Consider the following 17,915-nt stretch of genomic DNA (forward strand, 5'->3'; position numbering starts at 1 on the left):
AGGTATTTCAGGCGATCGCTCCTCAACAAGCAACAGAAGACACAGTTTTCAACTTCACTATCCCAGACAACACCTTTAAGGATGTTGATGCTGGCGACACTCTCACCTACACTGCCACTCTCGAAAATGGTGACTCTCTACCGAGTTGGTTAAGCTTCAATGTTGCAACCAAAACCTTCAGTGGTACTCCCTTGAATGCAAATGTGGGTAGCCTCAATATTAAAGTTATCGTCACAGATACTGCTCTTGCCCAAGCGAATGATATTTTTGTACTCACTGTTAACAACACCAACGATGCGCCAGAGGTGGCGAATGCAATTGCTAACCAACAAGCAACAGAAGATACGGGTTTTAATTTCACTATCCTTGACAACACCTTTAAGGATGTTGATGCTGGCGATACTCTCACCTACACTGCCACTCTCGAAAACGGCGACCCACTCCCCAGTTGGTTGAGTTTTAATGCTGCGACCAAAACCTTCAGTGGCACTCCCTTAAATGCAAACGTGGGTAGCCTGAACATTAAAGTCACCGCTACAGATCCAGCTCTTGCTCAAGTCAGTGATGTTTTTGTACTCACTGTTAACAACGTCAACGATCCGCCAGAGGTATTTCAGGCGATCGCTCCTCAACAAGCAACAGAAGACACAGTTTTCAACTTCACTATCCCAGACAACACCTTTAAGGATGTTGATGCTGGCGACACTCTCACCTACACTGCCACTCTCGAAAACGGGGACTCTCTACCGAGTTGGTTAAGCTTCAATGTTGCTACCAAAACCTTCAGTGGCACTCCTTTAAATGCAAACGTCGGTAGCCTGAACATCAAAGTTACCGCCACGGATATTGCTCAAACTCAAGCGAGTAATGTCTTTACACTGACAGTTGCGAATACCAATGATGCGCCACAAGTAGCTTCGCCCATCGCTCCTCAACAAGCAACAGAAGACGCAGTTTTCAATTTCACAATCCCAGACAACACCTTCATTGATGTCGATGCTGGAGACATTCTTACCTACACTGCCACTCTCGAAAACGGCAACCCTCTGCCGAGTTGGTTAAGTTTCAATGCTACTACCAAAACCTTCAGTGGCACTCCTTTAAATGCAAACGTCGGTAGCTTAAACATCAAAGTTATTGCCACAGATACTGCTCTTGCCCAAGCGAATGATGTTTTTACACTGACAGTTGCGAATACCAATGATGCGCCACAAGTAGCTTCGCCCATCACTCCTCAACAAGCAACAGAAGACGCGGTTTTCAATTTCACAATCCCTGACAACACCTTCATTGATATCGATGGCGATAGTCTCACCTACACTGTTACTCTCGAAAATGGTGACTCTCTACCGAGCTGGTTAAGCTTCAATGCTGCTACCAAAACCTTCAGTGGCACTCCCTTAAATGCAAACGTGGGTAGCCTCAACATTAAAGTCACCGCTACAGATCCGGCTCTTGCTCAAGTCAGTGATGTGTTTACACTCACTGTTAACAACACTAACGATTCGCCAGAGGTGGGGAATGAAATTGCAGATCCAGAAACAACAGAAGACACGGTTTTCAATTTCACTTTCTCAGAAGACGCCTTCATTGATATCGATGCTGGAGATAATCTCACCTACACTGCTACCTTGGAAAACGGCAATCCTCTGCCGACTTGGTTGAGCTTTAATGCTAATACTAAAACCTTCAGTGGCACTCCCTTAAATGGAGACGTGGGTAGCCTGAACATTAAAGTTACTGCCACAGATCCTTCTCTTGCTCAAGTCAGTGATGTCTTTGTACTCACTGTTAAGAACGCTAATGATGCGCCAGAGGTGGTGAACGAAATTGCAAACCAAGAAACAACAGAAGACACGGTTTTCAATTTCACTATCCCAGACAACACCTTTATTGATGTCGATGCTGGCGATAGCCTCACCTACACTGCTACTCTCGAAAACGGCAACCTCCTGCCGAGTTGGTTGAGTTTTAATGCTGCTACTAAAACCTTTAATGGCACTCCCTTAAATGCGGACGTGAGTAACCTCAACATTAAAGTTACTGCTAGGGATATTTTTGGGGTTGAAGTCAGCGATGATTTTGCACTCACTGTTAAGAACGTTAACGATGCGCCAGAGTTAGTTGAAGCGATCGCTAATCGAAAGGTAGTCATAAATACGCAGTTTAATTTCACTATCCCAGAAAATACTTTCATTGATATCGATGCTGGCGATAGCCTCACCTACACTGCTACTCTCGAAAACGGCGATCCACTGCCCAGTTGGCTAACTTTTAATTCTGCTACCCGGAATTTTAGTGGTACTCCGACGATGGAGAATTTGGGTAATCAAAATATCAAAGTCACAGTCAAGGATCTTTCTGGCGATGAAGTTAGTGATGTGTTTGTATTGACAGTTGCTAAGTTCAATAGCGCACCAATTGTAGATCGGGCGATCGCTGACCAAAAGGCCACAGCAAAAACTACCTTCAACTTCACAATTCCTGAAAACACTTTTAGCGATGTAGATATTGAAGATACCTTGACCTATACTGCTACCTTAGACAATGGCGATCCACTACCCAGTTGGTTAAGCTTCAATCCTAACAAGCTGACCTTCAACGGCACTCCTACAAATGATAATGTGGGTAGCTTGAACATAAAAGTCACCGCCACAGATCCGGCTCTTGCTGAAATTAGTGATGTATTTGCACTCACTATTGCTAAAGCCAACAATCCACCAATTGTAGATCGAGCGATCGCTGACCAAAAAGTTACGGCAGAAACTACCTTTAACTTCACCATCCCTGAAAACACCTTTAGCGATGTAGATATTGAAGATACGCTAACCTATACTGCTACCTTAGACAACGGCGACCCACTACCCAGTTGGTTAAGCTTCAATCCTAATAAGCGTACTTTCAGCGGCGTCCCTACGAATAATAACTTGGGTAGCTTAAACATCAAAGTTACCGCCAAAGATTCGGTTGGGGCTGAAGTCAGCGATGTGTTTGCACTCACCGTTGCTCAAGGGATTACTGCTGAGACTGAATCAATCAGCCTACTCACAAGAATTACAGGTGATATCTTTACTATAAAAAATCAAGTTAACGGTGAAAAAGCCAAACTCTCAGTCAAGATTAAAAGTAATACCTCTGAAGAAGTCAATGAACTGGGTGTATTTGTCGTTGACGATGCAGAAGGTAGGATTAACGGCGTAGCCCCTGGTGCTGCAAATTACACCGAACTAGCTCTCCAACGAGCAACAGTGCTTCTTTCATCTCTTGCCAAATTACCCAATGGTTTTAATCCCACTGACCTAAGCAGGCTACTGGAATTCAACTCTGAGAGCAACCTAAGATTTTATTTAATCCGTAGCAGCACTACTCAGGCGGTGCTATCTGGACAAACCCCGTTTTCTCAGGTGCTTTTTTCCTCGGATACGAATGTGGACGATACAGGGTTCTCTCTCAACTTCCAGAATTTGGTTGTCAAGATTGCAGCAACAGACCAAGATCCACCTCTAGGTACTGGTCTTCAAGGAAAATATGAACCCGAACTAATTGATTTACGGGATGTGAAACAATTGGTGCAAGCCGAATTTGTGGTTCATAGAGAAGCCGCTTTTAACAACTTTGTCGGCTTTTATCAGATAACTGATGAGAATGGTGGTATCGATACCAATGGCGATGGTACAGCAGATGTGCTGGTTGGACAGGCGGGTTATACTCAAGCTGCGATTAATAACCGTGTCGCTGGTATTGATTTGAGTGTAGCTAACGAAGGTACAGCAAGTTTTACAGGTAATTTTCAACCTGGTGCTATTTTCGTACCATTTATCATTGTTAATGCCGGGGCTGATGCAATTCTTGATAGCAATCCCAATAACGATCCGACAGTTTACTTTTCCTTCTTGGGCGCTAACACTGACAAAGCAGATCATATTCGTCTGTTAGGGAATAACGCTTTTGGCTTTGAGGATTTGGCTAATGGCGGCGATCGAGATTACAACGATTTGATTGTCCGAGTTAATTTGAGTATCGCCTAGTACCACAAGGCGGAAGTCAAAAGTTGACCCTGAGCGCAGTCGAAGGGTCAAAAGTCAAAAGTTTGTATATCAAGGCTTTTGCAAATTTTAAAATGGTGGCTTGATTTTTGCTGTGTACTAGTCTGTATAGCCTATAAGCTTTATTGAGCAATGAATACAGACTTTTTGTTTGAAAAAGTCAAATATGAGTCATAAAGCAATACAGTTTAGTTAGGAAAAATTGTAGGTTCGGTTAGCGAAGTGCAACCCAACAAAGCCCAGGACATGTTGGGTTTCGTTCCTCAACCCAACCTACACAACTTAAGGTTTTTGGCACTAACCCAAGCGTATTGAGTCATAAAGAGCGATCGCATCACGGATGTTTTACTGAATCTGTCATTTGCCAGAAGATGCGATTACAGCAAAATATTACAGTGATTCAAACAAATGTGTGAGAGTATATTTATTCACTCACCCGGAGACATAATTATGGTTTTTGCTGGCAAACGACCAAATAATTTAGGTATTAGCAACGGTAAATTAGCACCCTGCCCTAATTCCCCTAACTGCGTTTCTAGTCAGAGTACAGATGCATCTCAGCAAATTGCACCACTAACTTTTACATCTACTCCAGAAGAAGCGATTACTAATCTTAAACAGATTATTGAGTCTTTACCAAGAACTAAAATCATTACCGAAAATAAAGATTATTTATATGCAGAATTTAAAAGTGCTTTACTAGGATTTGTGGATGATGTAGAATTCTATCTAGACCGGACTGCAAATCTTATCCATGTGCGTTCAGCTTCACGTTTAGGTCAAAGCGATTTGGGTGTTAATCGTCAACGAATAGAGACGATTAGAGCTAAGTTCAAATAATTTTGAATTGGACTAAGAACTGGAGATTAAAGACTGGGAAAATAAAGAAGTAGTTGGACAAAATTAATTACACAATGTCATTACGAGTGAGACATTCGCAGAGTATTGGTTGATTCACTGAGTTTGCAATTGTTGTAAATATTTTTGTCCATCTACTTATGTGGATTCAGACCCTAGTAAAATCTGGAATGACGATGTGTAATGTGGTGTAGTGTTTCACCAAAAATTATGAATTACGAATTAGTTCAACTCTGCGATCGCAATATTTGTGAAATTTAATTTATTTAAAAACTTTGACTCTCGACCCCGATTAATCGTTGCTATCGGACTCGCCGTATTAGTTTTACTAATCCTGCCGCATTCTCTGCACTTACCTACTCGCATTCTCTGCGCTTGGAACTCCGGTATTGACTTTTTCTTAGCGATAACGTGGTGGAAAATGACCAAGGCTAACCCAGAAAAAATTCGCCGTTATGCTGAGAGTGAATATGAAGGACATTTGGCTATATTTATGCTGGTGATTGCTGCGGCTTGTGCCAGTGTTTTAGCTATTGGGTTTTTACTAACTGATAAAAAAGGATTGTCAATAATTCTGCTTACCCTACATGTCATACTTTCAATTATGACCATTGTCGGTTCCTGGTTATTAGTGCATACGATGTTTGCAGTGCAATATGCACACAGCTATTATAAATATATTAATCGTAATCATAGTCAAGAAATCATCGGAGGTTTAGATTTTCCTCATAACGACTATCCAGACTACTGGGAATTTTTATATTATTCTTTTGTAGTCGGCATGACCAGTCAAGTTTCAGATGTGCAGACAACATCACCCAATATGAGACGCTTGACTCTGTTACATGGCATATTATCCTTCTTTTTCAATACCACCATTTTAGCTATGAGTATTAATATTATTGCATCGCTGATTTAAAAATTGTTTGACTCAGCCAAAAGTATGATTATTTGGTTCTCTACTTAGAGAAGGAGGAAATTAGATTACCAGTTCTTTAGCATGGACTCAAGTTGAGATAATCGGAGTGAGTTCATGCCTTATAACAAAATAGATGAATTAGCTGAAGAAATTAAAGGACAACTGCCTGAACACGCACAACAGCTTTTTATTGCGGCATTTAATGCTGCTGAAAGTGATGGTTTGACTGAAGAGGGTGCGCGTGATATTGCTTGGAATAGTGTAAAAAATGAATACGAACCAGGCAATGATGGTAAATGGCAGAGAAAGCCTGAAGACACTGCAATACACAATAAAGCTGTTGTATCTGGTGGGAACTAAGTAAATCTCACTTGTGGATAACTATCTAATCTCAAGGGTCTTATAAGGGTTTAAGGGGAATTTTATTCTTAGAAAACAGAGATAAAATTTCCCTTTTTTTCACAACTTATGTCAGGATATAGATATTTTTAACAACTTTTATTAGTAGCTACTATAAAAAATATTATATCTATACAAGATATGCTGATTCAAAAAGGCGAAATATCTATTCGTCTCATGCAAGATGAAATGTATGATTATGAGTTGATGGCAAAATGGTTAACTAATGCAAAAGTTTTAGAATTTTATGAAGGAAGAGATAATTCTTTCCCCTTAGAAAGAATTATAGAAACGTACAAACCGATGGTTAAGAGAGATGAGCCGGTTATTCCTTGCCTCCTCTACTATCAAAATATTCCCATTGGTTATTTGCAGTATTGTACGCTCAATGACTTATCGGAAACTGATAGACAATTGTATCATCTCGATCAAACCGATCGTGTCTATGCAATTGACTTGTTCATCGGCGAAACCGACTATTGGAGCAAAGGAATTGGTACAAAAATTCTGTCAGTATTTATCAACTATCTTTTTGAACAGTGTCAAGCTTATAAAATTGTCATAGATCCGCACGTTGACAATTATCGTGCTATTCGCTGTTATGAAAAATGTGGTTTTGTGAAAGTAAAACTATTGCCAGCACATGAACTGCATGAAGGAGAATACTCAGATTGTTGGCTCATGGCAATAGAGCCAAAGAAATCATGAGGAAATGCATTCTACCTGTTATGCCTTCTTACCTGCTACTGGTTCAGCTATATTTTCCATATCGACCAGATTCCACTTTAAACCTTTGCTCCTATATATACGCTTCTGCAAATTTGGATAATCACCGATATCATGGTCTAGCCTTTGACCAACTACTATACATTTGAATATAGAATTGCCCGTGTTTTTCAGGTTGTGCGGCTTACCACCAGCGCGATATCCAATAAAATCTCCTGCTTTAACTAGATAAACGCTTTCTCCAATTGTTGCCTCAGCTTCTCCCTCAAGAATGTATACGCACTCTTCTTCGTGATAGTGCATGTGAAGCTCCGTTGATTCACGCCCAGGCTCTACTTCAATGATGTGGAAAGCAATATTTTTTAAACCTGTCAAATCCCCTAAAGACTTATTTAGTCTGCAAGCATTGGAGTTGAGAAAATGTGTTTTTTTTAGTCCTTCATAAGACTCAATCTCTTCTTTGGTGACTAAATACTTTTCCATTTCTTGATACCAAGGTGCTAATAAAATTTGATGGTGAATAAGGGAGGGGCCTAAAGATGAATTAAGACGGAAGTTAAAACAGGTTCAAGGGTTCCATCTCAGCAGAAGCGATGCCCTTCGACAGGCTCAGGGTAAGACCTACGGCGGTAAACTACGCTTCTATTTGTGGATGGGATTATATCATCACTTCGTTATTAAGTGCAACTTCATAGAAAATTGGTATCAGTTAATATCTGACTGGATACCGAGAATAGTACATCAGCCTAGATCGTAGTTTATAGTACGTTACCCAATTAACTCGCGTGTTCCCAGTCACTAAGTAACTCATGTTGTACTATTTTATGGGATTGACGAAATGGTACTTTGGGAGTACCAATACTCCTACCAGGAAAAGACTGTTTTTTCGTCTTGGTAGGTTTATTTTCTAAGGTTGTTGAACTGATCTGTTGGGTTTTCATTGGTAAAAAATTTTTGATTAAAACCTAAGCACCAATAATTTATAACATCAATTTGCAAACGGCAAATTTCTGAAGAAAGATAAAAAATACATATTTTTCTTTTAAAAGTATATTTTGTCAGCTTTAACTTGAAAGAAATTGAAGAGTTTATTTTCTCTTAAGGTTAATCGTGCTTAATGAGACTAACGATCGCTGCGGCTAAATCCGCTGGATCGACGGGTTTAGGTAGATGCTTTTGAAAACCTGCTGCCATTGCTTGGTTGTAGTTAATTTCTCCTGCATAAGCAGTCAAAGCGATCGCAGGAATTTGTCCGCCTTGCTCTGGCGGTAATTTTCTCACTTCGCCCAGCAACATATAGCCATCCATTAAGGGCATTCCAATATCGCTTAAGAGGATATCTGGCTTTGATTGCACTAATGTTTGCAACGCTTCATCTGCTGATTCAACTGTCGTTACCGTCGCGCCATATTGTTCCAGCGCAAAGCTAAAAAACTCTCGCACATCGGCTTGATCGTCCACAAGCAGGATTTGTACTCCAGCAAGTAATGTCTCTTCAGTACTGAGTTCTGGTTGAGAAGCCTCACCACTGTTAACTCGTAACTCAGAATTTTTGAGCAAAGGTAATTTAACTGTGAAGGTAGCCCCTTGTCCTTCTCCCAAACTCTCTGCCTGAACTGTGCCACCGTGAAGTTCTACTAGATGGCGCACAATTGCCAGTCCCAATCCCAATCCGCCAAATACTCTGGTTGTTTTGGCATCTGCTTGTCGGAAGTAATCAAAGACGTAGGGCAAAAATTCTGGGTTAATTCCTTTACCTGTATCAATTACCTGGATTTGGGCATCTAAACCAACTTGCTCTAGACGCACTTCTACAAGTCCATCAGTGGGTGTGAATTTAACGGCATTGGAGAGGAGATTCCACATCACTTGTTGCAAGCGATCGCCATCGCCAAGAACTTTGCCGATATCATTACTTAAGATGATTTGAATTTGAATCGATTTGGCTTCTGCTGCCAAACGTACCGTTTCTAATGCAGATGCGATCGCTATTTTCAAATCCACCGCATGGAGATTTAACCTAACCTTACCTTGCAAAATTCGCGAAACATCAAGTAAATCTCCAATCAATTGGGTTTGTAACTTGGCATTCCGCTCGATTGTTTCCAATGCCCGGATTTTAGTAGCTTCATCGAACTTGCGGGTTCTGAGTAACTTTGCCCACCCTAAAATCGGATTCAAGGGAGTTCGGAGTTCGTGGGAAAGGACAGCGAGAAATTCATCTTTAATCCGGTTGGCTGTCTCGGCTTGTGCCCTGGCAGTTTTTTCGGCTTCGTAAAGTTGAGCGCGGGCGATCGCTTGCGCACACTGCTGTCCCAGTGTCAACATAAATCCCCGGTCTTCTTCGTTAAATATTTGTGCAGTGGTAAAGCTTAATCCCAAAGCCCCAATTACTTTACCTTCTACTATCAAGGGAATGGAAGCCCAGGCATTATTCGCCATAACAGTCACAACATCTGCTAAGTCGGGATATCTAGCAATCATCGCTGCTAAATTTTCTAAAAAAATCGGCTGCCCAGTTCTGACTGTTTCTGCTATTTGGTTAGGTGCTGCGATCGGAAAACTTGTCCAAGTATTTATGAGCGTTTGCGGATAGCCAATTGCTTGCACAACTTTTAGGGTAGTATTTCCTTCAGTAAGTAAGACAACGGAACCACCAGTAGCTTCCAAGGCGGCAATGCCTTGGTTCACCACTACATCAGCCACCTGTTGGGGAGTTAAGGCTTCCGAGAAGGCAGCAGTTATTTTTTGTAAAAGTACCGTGCGATTGACAGACCGTTGAGTTTCTTGGTAAAGTCTGGCATTGTCGATGGCTGTCGCTGCCCGCCGAGCAATATCCTCTGCTAAAGCCAAGTCTGTTTGTTGATAGTACCGACCTGATTCGGCGGTAAAAAAAGAGATTGCTCCAAATAATTGTCCGCGAGAACGAACTGGAATCACCATTAGAGAACGAATACCCAGACTTTGCAGCAATTGCAGATGTTCGTTGTCTTCAGACATCTGTAGAAGATGTGAGTTAGATAATTCCGGATAAAAGACAGATATTCCTAGCCTTAGCTGCCGTACAAGCTGTTTGGCTTTGGTTTTGGGTCGATAACGCCGTCGGATTTCGTCTAAAATATTCAGTTTTGTGGGATCGGCAATTGCGATCGCAATTTGTTTACTTGACCAATCTTCCTGGAAGACATCTACAATGCACAAATCGGCTAAAGTTGGAACTGCTAGATTTGCCACATTTTCTAAGGTGATTTCATAATCTAATGAGGCAGCTAGTAAGGTGCTGGCTTCGACTAAAAAGTTTTGTGTGGCTTCAACTCGTTTGCGATGGCTAATATCTTCAATAATTCCTAATGCATACATTGGTTGTCCGTTAGCATCCCAAACTGCTGATGAAGTTAGATTTGCCCAAACTATGGAACCATCTTTGCGGATATAGCGCTTCTCTAAGGAATAACCACTAATTTCTTTTGCTACAACTCGCCGAGCGTTTTCCCAATCAACTTCTAAATCGTCAGGGTGGGTAATTTCCTGAAAGTTCATTTGAATCAATTCTTCATGGCTATAGCCAGTAATTTCGCATAGAGCAGGATTAATTTGCAGAAATTGTCCATCCAACCCTACTAGAGTAATACCGACAGCTGCCTGATTGAACATTGCCCGAAACCTTTCTTCGCTTTCTCGCAAAGCAACTTCTGTTTGCTTTGCTGCGGTCACATCTGCCAAAATAATGCCAATTCCTACCGTTTCACCCATTGCGTTATGAACTGGGTAATAGTTGCCCAGCCAGTAACCGTAACGTTCGGGTTGCTCCCTTGTCTCACCGCTGATTTCCATATTCAGCAGGGGTTCTCCAGTATCTAACACGCGCTGTAACTGTGGTTCTAACTCAGCCGCCATCGCTGGTAGCACTTCCCTAAATTTGCGTCCTAGATGTTCTTCTATAGTTAAACCGTTAATGTCAGCGAAAACTTGATTAATCCGGATATATCGCAGTTCCCGATCCAAAAAGCATACGGCAATAGGAGCTGCTCCGAGCAACGCATCTAGGAGAGATAGAGATTCGGCATAATGGACTAAAGCCTGGTGGATGTCTCGATAAAGTTGGGCATTTTCCACAGCTAAGGCAGCACGATGGGTAATATCTGTTGCTAAAGTTAGGTCAGTGCGATCGTAGCGACGGTCTGCTTGAGTGCTGACAAAGCTGATGGTGCCGAGTACCCGCCCTTTTGCGATTAACGGCACAATCATCACAGACTTCATCCCCAATTGCCGAACAAGTTCTAAGTGTTCCTGATTCTGAGTACTTGCCACTAATAGCGAATCAGATACCTCTGAGATTAATTCGCTTTGCCCGGTTTGCAGTACTTTAGTAATTGCACTTGCACCTTTGTAATCTATCGCATATTCCTGAAGTTTACGCGCCAACTCTGCTTTTGATGGGTCTGCATGAGCAATGGGTAGGCGGCGAATGGAACCATCTTCATTTAAAATATCGACGCTACACCAATCAGCTAGGTGAGGAACTGGAATTTTGGCGATCTGTTGTAAGGTTTGTTCATAATCTAACGAAGTAGAAAGTACACTACTAATTTGGGCGATATAGCGGAGTCTTTCCTCAGCTTGCTTGCGCTGTGTAATATCGAGAACAAAAAAAGCTCCTCGATCTACAGTCCCTTCAAAATGGCTACCACCTGCCAAAACAGGCAAACGCGAGCCGTCTTTACGGATATATTCTTTTTGATATGGTGTGCAAAAGAAACTGTCTTCAAATTGAGTTAGTGCTTCCTTATCGAGTGGCACGTACTCTGTAGGAGTTAGGTCTTGCCAGCGAAGTGTTCCGGCAAGTAATTCTTCACGCGTATAACCAACCATATTCAGCAAGGCATCGTTAGCGTCTGTAATCCTGCCGTCTCTATCCCAGAAGCCGATACCAATCATGTTTGAATCAACCACACTGCGAAACTTAGCTTCGCTTTCTCGTAATGCTTGTTCAGTTTGTTTCAGTTGAGTAATATCAATTGAACTAATGCCCACTCCCAACAACTGTCCATTTGGCAAACACACCGGATAATAGCTGACAAGACCATAACGATATACCCCAGGCGGATAGGTTTCACCGCTCACTTCTTGGTTGAGTAAAGGCTGCCTAGTTTTCATCACTTGCTGAAAAACAGGCTCAATTTGCGCTGCCCATTCTGGTAGTACTTCCCTAAAGGTGCGACCAATATGTTGAGTTTGCGGTACACCGTTAATGGCAGCTAGCGTTTCATTCGCATGAATGTAGCGCAGTTCGGGATCGAGAAAAGCCAGCGCCACTGGCGAACTAGTAAGCCAAGCATTGAGTAAAGCCAGAGATTCATCTTTTTGCCCAATAGCTTGTTGAAGTTCCTGGTGCAACCTGACTTTTTCTAGTTCTGCCTGCTTGCGCTCAGTAATATTCACACCTGCACAGGTGATACCTAAAATGTTATTGTCTGCATCTCTTAGCGGTTCAACTAGCAAATCGTAGTAACGATTTTCTTTACCAATTGTCAAATCAACCTCTTGGCGGGTTGCAACACCAGTTTTTATTACCTTTAGCTTAATTGCCTGCAATTGCGCTGCTACTGAGGCGGTAAATAATTCATCATCAGACTTACCTAACATTTCCTCAGCAGTTTCTAAACCTTGAGGATTATGAATCCACTGATATCGCAAATCGCAATCCTGCTGAAAGACCACGATATCTGAACTACTTAACGCTAATCGAAATCTTTCTTCACTAACTCTCAGCTTTTGGAGATTTTCATCCGCCCCTCTTTTGGCAGTTTTTAATGTCTCACATAAGATACTGAAGAGCAATCCTTGCAAGGCAAATAACCCAATTCGCACAGAATTAGATAAGTCAAAACTCAGCTCATAAGCTGGAGGGAGAAAGAAGTAATTGCTCAGTAATGCAGACAATGAAGTTGCTAACAACCCTGACTTCAAACCACCATGCCAAGCACTCAATATTACAGCGCTAAAAAATAGTAGAAAAGGAGTTCCATTCATGCTTAACCAAGGGTCTAGCATCAACATTAGCACTAATGCTAGTGCGACAATTAATACAACAAGACCATAACGCAGTAACCGAGAATAATGAATATGGGGCATGAAAAGTTTTTGGAAAAACCAATACTCATTGCAGAGGCTGTACATACCCTAAGTTAGTTTGTGATTTTTTGTAACTTATCTACAGATAGATTTTTGCTGAGTTATAAAAGTCTCTTTTGCCAGAGGTCAATCTGTTAGTTATTTGATATATAGAGTGAAAATTTAGCTCGAACCACCAAGATAAATAACACTATTTGGCTAATTTAAAATACTAAATACAAATACCAGCTAACTTATAACAAAAATTATGGAATAATATTTGCTTAAGGAGCAATACGGTTCAGTTAATGTTTTAAGCTATCATCGATCGCTTTGAACCGATCTAGATCGAGAAATAAGACGGCGTAACGATAGGTTTCTATTCGTTTGGCTTGGTTAATCGATAATTCTAACCGTTCTACCAAAAGCGTCAGATTTGGTAAATCGTCAACGGATCGTGTAAGGCATTATGAATAATCTGTTCTTCTGCATGTTTGCGATCGCTCACGCTCACATCTAAGAAAACACCATCGGACGGAAGCAATAGAAATTCCCCTCTGCTCCCCTGCACCCCTGCCCCTCTGCCCCTCTGCTCCCCTGCCCCCTTGCCCCTCTGCAATCCTGACATTGCCTACCCTTCAGGACACCCATCCCACAAGAAGATTTGGGATGTTTTTTATTTGGAAGTGCCTAAAGAGATTTTTCAGGAACTTTACCCCTTGTCAGCTAATCTTTGTGCCAGTCCCCCATACTCAATATTGCGATCTAAGATTGTTGGGTATTCTATAAATTGCGATCGCCACTATACGGATGATTGAAGTTGAACATCTGAGTAAAATATACGGCTCTACCCCAGCGATTACTGATGTCACCTTTAGCGTTGAGCCTGGGGAAATTTTAGGTTTGTTGGGCCCCAATGGCGCTGGGAAAACAACAACCATGAGGATTCTGGCTGGTTATTTACCGGCAACTAATGGTAATGCCCGGATTGCTGGTTATGATGTCCATGAAAATTCTCTGGCTGTGCGCCAACGCATTGGTTATTTACCCGAAACACCGCCGTTATATCCAGACATGACGGTGGAGGGATTTTTGCATTTTGTCGCCCGAATTAAGGGAGTTCCAGCAGGCGATCGCCCTAATAAGGTGACAGCCGCTATCGAACGCTGCAACTTAGAAGATAAACGGCGAACGATTATTCGCAAACTCTCTAAAGGATACCGCCAACGTGTCGGAATTGCTCAAGCGATCGTTCACGATCCTCCAGCAATCATTTTGGATGAACCCACCGTTGGACTAGATCCCCGGCAAATAATTGAGGTGCGAAATTTAATTAAAAGCCTCGCTGGTAGTCACACAATTATTCTTTCCACGCACATTCTGCCAGAAGTAAGCATGACTTGTAGCCGTGTCGCTATCATCAATCGCGGTAAAGTGGTGGCAACTAATACACCAGAAAACCTGATGACTCAGTTGACAGGTGGTTCTGGGTATGAATTGGAAATAGAAGGAGAAGCTGCCCTAGCGAAACAGGTATTGCAAAAAGTCACGGGTGTGAGCCTGATAGAATCAATTCCTATAGCCGGAGGTCATCAACCCCAGGAAAATCGCGCTTACCTGCGGGTGATATCGCAACCCGGAAAAGAACCAGGAAAGGATATTGCCACAACATTAGTGCGTGCGGGATTCGGTTTACATGAACTGCGCCGGGTTAACGCTACCTTAGAAGATGTATTCTTGCAACTGACCACAGAAGAGAAAAATTTCGATCCTGAGATAGACTTAGCAGCAGACAATGAAGGAGAGGCAGCGTAAATGGGTATAGTGCTGAGTAATATTATTGCCATTTATCGCCGAGAGTTACAGAGTTATTTTGTATCACCTTTGGCTTATGCGATCGCAGGCATATTTTGGTTCATCGCAGGGTTATTCTTCGTGATGATTTTGCTAGGGCCAGATGGCATTTTGGTAGGAGTTGCGGCAATAGATGCACAAGGGCAACAACTGGGAGTACCAGTACCGCCGATAGATGTCCCCTACGAATTTGTCCGGGCATTTTTGGATCGTATGGGATGGCTATTGTTGTTTATCCTGCCCATACTTTCGATGGGACTCTATGCCGAAGAACGGAAGCGCGGTACTTTAGAACTGTTAGCCACCTCACCAATCACCAATTGGGCGGTAGCTGTAGGTAAATTATTAGGTGTGATAACATTTTTTATCACAATGGTTGTACCCATGCTAGTGTTGGAAGCGATCGCTATCAGCGGCTCAAATCCACCAATGACGCCCTCAATTCCCTTGCTGGGTCATATTGGATTAATCTTACTAGCAGCAGCAATTTTATCTGTAGGAATGTTTATTTCCTCATTAACAGACAGCACAATTTTGTCTGCTGTTCTTACCTTTGCAGTAATTTTATTATTGTTATTGATTGATTTAATCGCTAAAATTGTCCCTGGCCCCGTAGGTGTAGCTTTAGGTTATCTATCGTTGCTGAAACATTACAATACATTCATCCAAGGCATTTTTGATACTAGCGCTTTAATTTTATTTGCCAGTTACATTTTTTTGGGCATCTTTCTCACAGCTCAATCAATTGATGCACTGCGTTTTCAAAGGCAATAGTACCGCATGGCGGAAGTCAAAAGTTAACACTGAGCGAAGTCGAAGTGTCAAAAGTCAAAAAGCTTATAGGGCAGAGTTTTTGACGATTTGAAATGGGTGGTTTATTTACGCTGTACTGTAGTAATTATATAAGTTATGAGTAAAAAGCTAGGAGTGAGGAGTTTAAACTTATAACTCATAATTCCTAACTCCTAACTCTTCACTTTAGTCTAATAATATGAAGATAGTTGCAAAAAAGAAACTGTGGAAATATTTATTTTGGTTAGGCCCATTCCTAATTGCTGTTGGCTTAACAGTTGGATTAGTCTCTGAACAATGGGGATTAATTCCCTTAGTATTTTTGATTGCAGGAATTGTCATCAGTGGGTTGGGGATAATATGGCAAAGCTACCAGAGTAACTGGTGGAACCGTCGTTCTACCCAAGCTGGGACTAATGCCCTAGTGGCAACTCTGGCAATCTTGGCAATTTTGGGATTGATTAACTTTTTGGGAACTCGCTATCACTTGCGGGCAGACTTAACAGAGGCTCAATTATTTACCCTTGCCCCCCAATCACGCGAATTAGTAAGAGTTTTACCACAGCCAGTTAAAGTGTGGGTATTTGATATTAACCAGAATCCCCAAGACCGAGAACTGCTAGAAAATTATCAGCGCCAAAGCTCAAAATTTAAATACGAGTATATTGACCCCCAAGCTAGACCAGGGCTTGCAGAAAAGTTTGGCGTCAAAGATTATGGAGAAGTTTATTTAGAATCTGGCGATAAACGGCAATTAGTACAGACGGTAAATGAAAATGAGCGATTATCGGAAATTAGATTAACTAGTCGCCTGCAACAACTAACAAATTCAACCACAGCTAAAGTTTACTTACTCCAAGGTCATGGCGAACGCCAACTTTCGGCTGGTAAAGGTGCAATATCACAAGCAGTTCAGGGATTAGGCGATAAAAACTTTACAACATCACCCCTGAATTTAGGAGAAACTTCCAAAGTTCCTCAAGATGCGGCTGTAGTGATAGTAGCTGGCCCCAAACGAGGGCTGTTTGAGGGTGAAGTCAAAGCTTTGCAAGAATATCTGAATCGCGGCGGTAATTTACTGCTGATGATCGATCCTAATACCGATCCCAAACTTAACAGCTTGCTGCAAGAGTGGGGTGTTCGTCTGGATAATCGTTTAGCAGTCGATGTCTCTGGCGAAAGCGTCGTGGGACTTGGCCCTGCTGCGCCCTTAGTCACAGAATATGGACAACATCCAATTACTAAAGATTTCGGTAACGGTAATTCCTTTTATCCGATTTCCCGACCACTGGAAATTACCTCTGTGGCTGGTGTTCAGGCTACTCCACTGCTACGAACCAAACCCTACCCCAGCAGTTGGGCAGAAAGCGACCTCCAAAGCGAAAAATTGGAGTTTAATGCAGATAAAGACCTGAAAGGGCCTTTAACCTTGGGCGTTGCCTTAACAAGAAAACAAACACCCAAATCTACTTCCACTCCCCAAGTTTCACCCACACCTTCACCTCTACCATCACCAACTACTCAAAGCAAAACTAGCCCGACTCCTTCCCCTTCTCCCAAAACTCCACAAGCCTTACCTCTACCATCACCAACCACTCAAAGCAAGGCTAGCCCTACTCCTTCCCCTTCCCCCAAGACTCCGCAAGCGTTACCCTTACCATCACCAACCACTGAAAGTAAGGCTTCGCCCACTCCTCCATCTTCCCCTGCTGCCTCATCTCAAACAGCTACCGAGTCTCGGTTAGTAGTTTTAGGAAATTCCGATTTCGCCACCGATGGTTTGTTTCAACAGCAATTAAATGGAGATGTATTCCTCAACTCAGTTACTTGGCTGAGTCAACAAGATCAGCAACCCCTTTCCATTCGTCCCAAAGAACCGAAAAATCGGCGGATAACCCTGACAACAGCACAAGGTAATCTTTTAATATTGTTATCTCTGTTGCTTTTACCCTTAATTGGGTTTGCGATCGCAGTTATTATTTGGTGGAAACGACGTTAGAGTTATGAATTCTCCCTCAGAGGTTGTTTGAAAAGTCTTTTGCTGTGACTTTAGGCACTTTTAGATCCCCCCTAACCCCCCTTAAAAAGGGGGGAACCGGAATTAAAGTCCCCTTTTTTAAGGGGGATTTAGGGGGATCTAAAACTTTTGATATCGACAAGAGGACTTTTTAAACATCCTCTCAGACCGAACGACAAATGACAAATGA

13 protein-coding genes are annotated in these 17,915 nt (G+C 42.1%); 8 read left to right on the forward strand and 5 right to left on the reverse strand.

The window, feature by feature from the left end:
* The 5 genes from AC1F2U_RS05480 to AC1F2U_RS05500 all read left to right on the forward strand — a co-directional run.
* The coding region (locus AC1F2U_RS05480; protein WP_480260187.1) for a putative Ig domain-containing protein at positions 1 to 4,028 on the forward strand (4,028 nt) is incomplete at its 5' end.
* 468 nt (positions 4,029 to 4,496) lie between these two features.
* Entirely contained in the window at positions 4,497 to 4,886 is a 390-nt protein-coding gene (locus AC1F2U_RS05485; protein ID WP_480260188.1) for a DUF1499 domain-containing protein, read from the forward strand.
* A 268-nt stretch (positions 4,887 to 5,154) separates the two neighbouring features.
* Positions 5,155 to 5,823 (forward strand): DUF1345 domain-containing protein, encoded by a 669-nt coding sequence (locus AC1F2U_RS05490; RefSeq protein ID WP_480260189.1) that lies wholly within the window; start codon positions 5,155 to 5,157, stop codon positions 5,821 to 5,823.
* A 114-nt stretch (positions 5,824 to 5,937) separates the two neighbouring features.
* Positions 5,938 to 6,183, forward strand: a complete 246-nt coding sequence (locus tag AC1F2U_RS05495; RefSeq protein ID WP_480260190.1) for a ChaB family protein — start codon at positions 5,938 to 5,940, stop codon at positions 6,181 to 6,183.
* Positions 6,184 to 6,363: 180 nt separating this feature from the next.
* Entirely contained in the window at positions 6,364 to 6,930 is a 567-nt protein-coding gene (locus AC1F2U_RS05500; RefSeq protein ID WP_480260191.1) for a GNAT family N-acetyltransferase, read from the forward strand.
* 18 nt (positions 6,931 to 6,948) lie between these two features.
* Here AC1F2U_RS05500 and AC1F2U_RS05505 read toward each other — a convergent pair whose 3' ends face one another.
* The 5 genes from AC1F2U_RS05505 to AC1F2U_RS05525 all read right to left on the reverse strand — a co-directional run bounded on the left by AC1F2U_RS05505 (position 6,949) and on the right by AC1F2U_RS05525 (position 13,690).
* Positions 6,949 to 7,431: a cupin domain-containing protein gene (locus AC1F2U_RS05505; RefSeq protein WP_480260192.1), complete on the reverse strand. Its 483-nt coding sequence runs from the start codon at positions 7,429 to 7,431 to the stop codon at positions 6,949 to 6,951.
* A 293-nt stretch (positions 7,432 to 7,724) separates the two neighbouring features.
* The gene (locus tag AC1F2U_RS05510; RefSeq protein ID WP_480260193.1) at positions 7,725 to 7,889 is read right to left on the reverse strand and encodes a hypothetical protein; all 165 of its coding nucleotides are present in this window, start codon (positions 7,887 to 7,889) and stop codon (positions 7,725 to 7,727) included.
* 163 nt (positions 7,890 to 8,052) lie between these two features.
* Entirely contained in the window at positions 8,053 to 13,083 is a 5,031-nt protein-coding gene (locus AC1F2U_RS05515) for a PAS domain S-box protein (protein WP_480260194.1), read from the reverse strand.
* Positions 13,084 to 13,367: 284 nt separating this feature from the next.
* A complete protein-coding gene (locus AC1F2U_RS05520; protein WP_480260195.1) occupies positions 13,368 to 13,487 on the reverse strand; it encodes a hypothetical protein in 120 nt (39 codons plus the stop codon).
* Between the two features lie 5 nt (positions 13,488 to 13,492).
* A complete protein-coding gene (locus AC1F2U_RS05525) occupies positions 13,493 to 13,690 on the reverse strand; it encodes a hypothetical protein (RefSeq protein ID WP_480260196.1) in 198 nt (65 codons plus the stop codon).
* Positions 13,691 to 13,872: 182 nt separating this feature from the next.
* Between AC1F2U_RS05525 and AC1F2U_RS05530 the strand changes: the two genes are divergently transcribed.
* The 3 genes from AC1F2U_RS05530 (at position 13,873) to AC1F2U_RS05540 (ending at position 17,707) form a co-directional block, all read left to right on the forward strand.
* Positions 13,873 to 14,877, forward strand: a complete 1,005-nt coding sequence (locus AC1F2U_RS05530; RefSeq protein WP_480260197.1) for an ABC transporter ATP-binding protein — start codon at positions 13,873 to 13,875, stop codon at positions 14,875 to 14,877.
* Positions 14,878 to 15,690 carry an ABC transporter permease gene (locus tag AC1F2U_RS05535; RefSeq protein WP_480260198.1) on the forward strand — a complete coding sequence of 271 codons (813 nt, stop codon included), beginning with the start codon at positions 14,878 to 14,880 and terminating at the stop codon, positions 15,688 to 15,690.
* A gap of 217 nt (positions 15,691 to 15,907) precedes the next feature.
* Entirely contained in the window at positions 15,908 to 17,707 is a 1,800-nt protein-coding gene (locus AC1F2U_RS05540) for a GldG family protein (RefSeq protein ID WP_480260199.1), read from the forward strand.
* Positions 17,708 to 17,915 lie beyond the last annotated feature (208 nt).

Source organism: Nostoc sp. LEGE 12454 (genome assembly GCF_056620565.1).

What these genes read in the sequence shown, in the direction of transcription:
- AC1F2U_RS05505 (WP_480260192.1), bottom strand. Translation starts at nt 7,431, where the DNA reads ATGGAAAAGTATTTAGTCACCAAAGAAGAGATTGAGTCTTATGAAGGA.
- AC1F2U_RS05535 (WP_480260198.1), top strand. Translation starts at nt 14,878, where the DNA reads ATGGGTATAGTGCTGAGTAATATTATTGCCATTTATCGCCGAGAGTTA.
- AC1F2U_RS05540 (WP_480260199.1), top strand. Translation starts at nt 15,908, where the DNA reads ATGAAGATAGTTGCAAAAAAGAAACTGTGGAAATATTTATTTTGGTTA.
- AC1F2U_RS05525 (WP_480260196.1), bottom strand. Translation starts at nt 13,690, where the DNA reads ATGTCAGGATTGCAGAGGGGCAAGGGGGCAGGGGAGCAGAGGGGCAGA.
- AC1F2U_RS05515 (WP_480260194.1), bottom strand. Translation starts at nt 13,083, where the DNA reads ATGCCCCATATTCATTATTCTCGGTTACTGCGTTATGGTCTTGTTGTA.
- AC1F2U_RS05510 (WP_480260193.1), bottom strand. Translation starts at nt 7,889, where the DNA reads ATGAAAACCCAACAGATCAGTTCAACAACCTTAGAAAATAAACCTACC.
- AC1F2U_RS05500 (WP_480260191.1), top strand. Translation starts at nt 6,364, where the DNA reads ATGCTGATTCAAAAAGGCGAAATATCTATTCGTCTCATGCAAGATGAA.
- AC1F2U_RS05530 (WP_480260197.1), top strand. Translation starts at nt 13,873, where the DNA reads ATGATTGAAGTTGAACATCTGAGTAAAATATACGGCTCTACCCCAGCG.
- AC1F2U_RS05495 (WP_480260190.1), top strand. Translation starts at nt 5,938, where the DNA reads ATGCCTTATAACAAAATAGATGAATTAGCTGAAGAAATTAAAGGACAA.
- AC1F2U_RS05485 (WP_480260188.1), top strand. Translation starts at nt 4,497, where the DNA reads ATGGTTTTTGCTGGCAAACGACCAAATAATTTAGGTATTAGCAACGGT.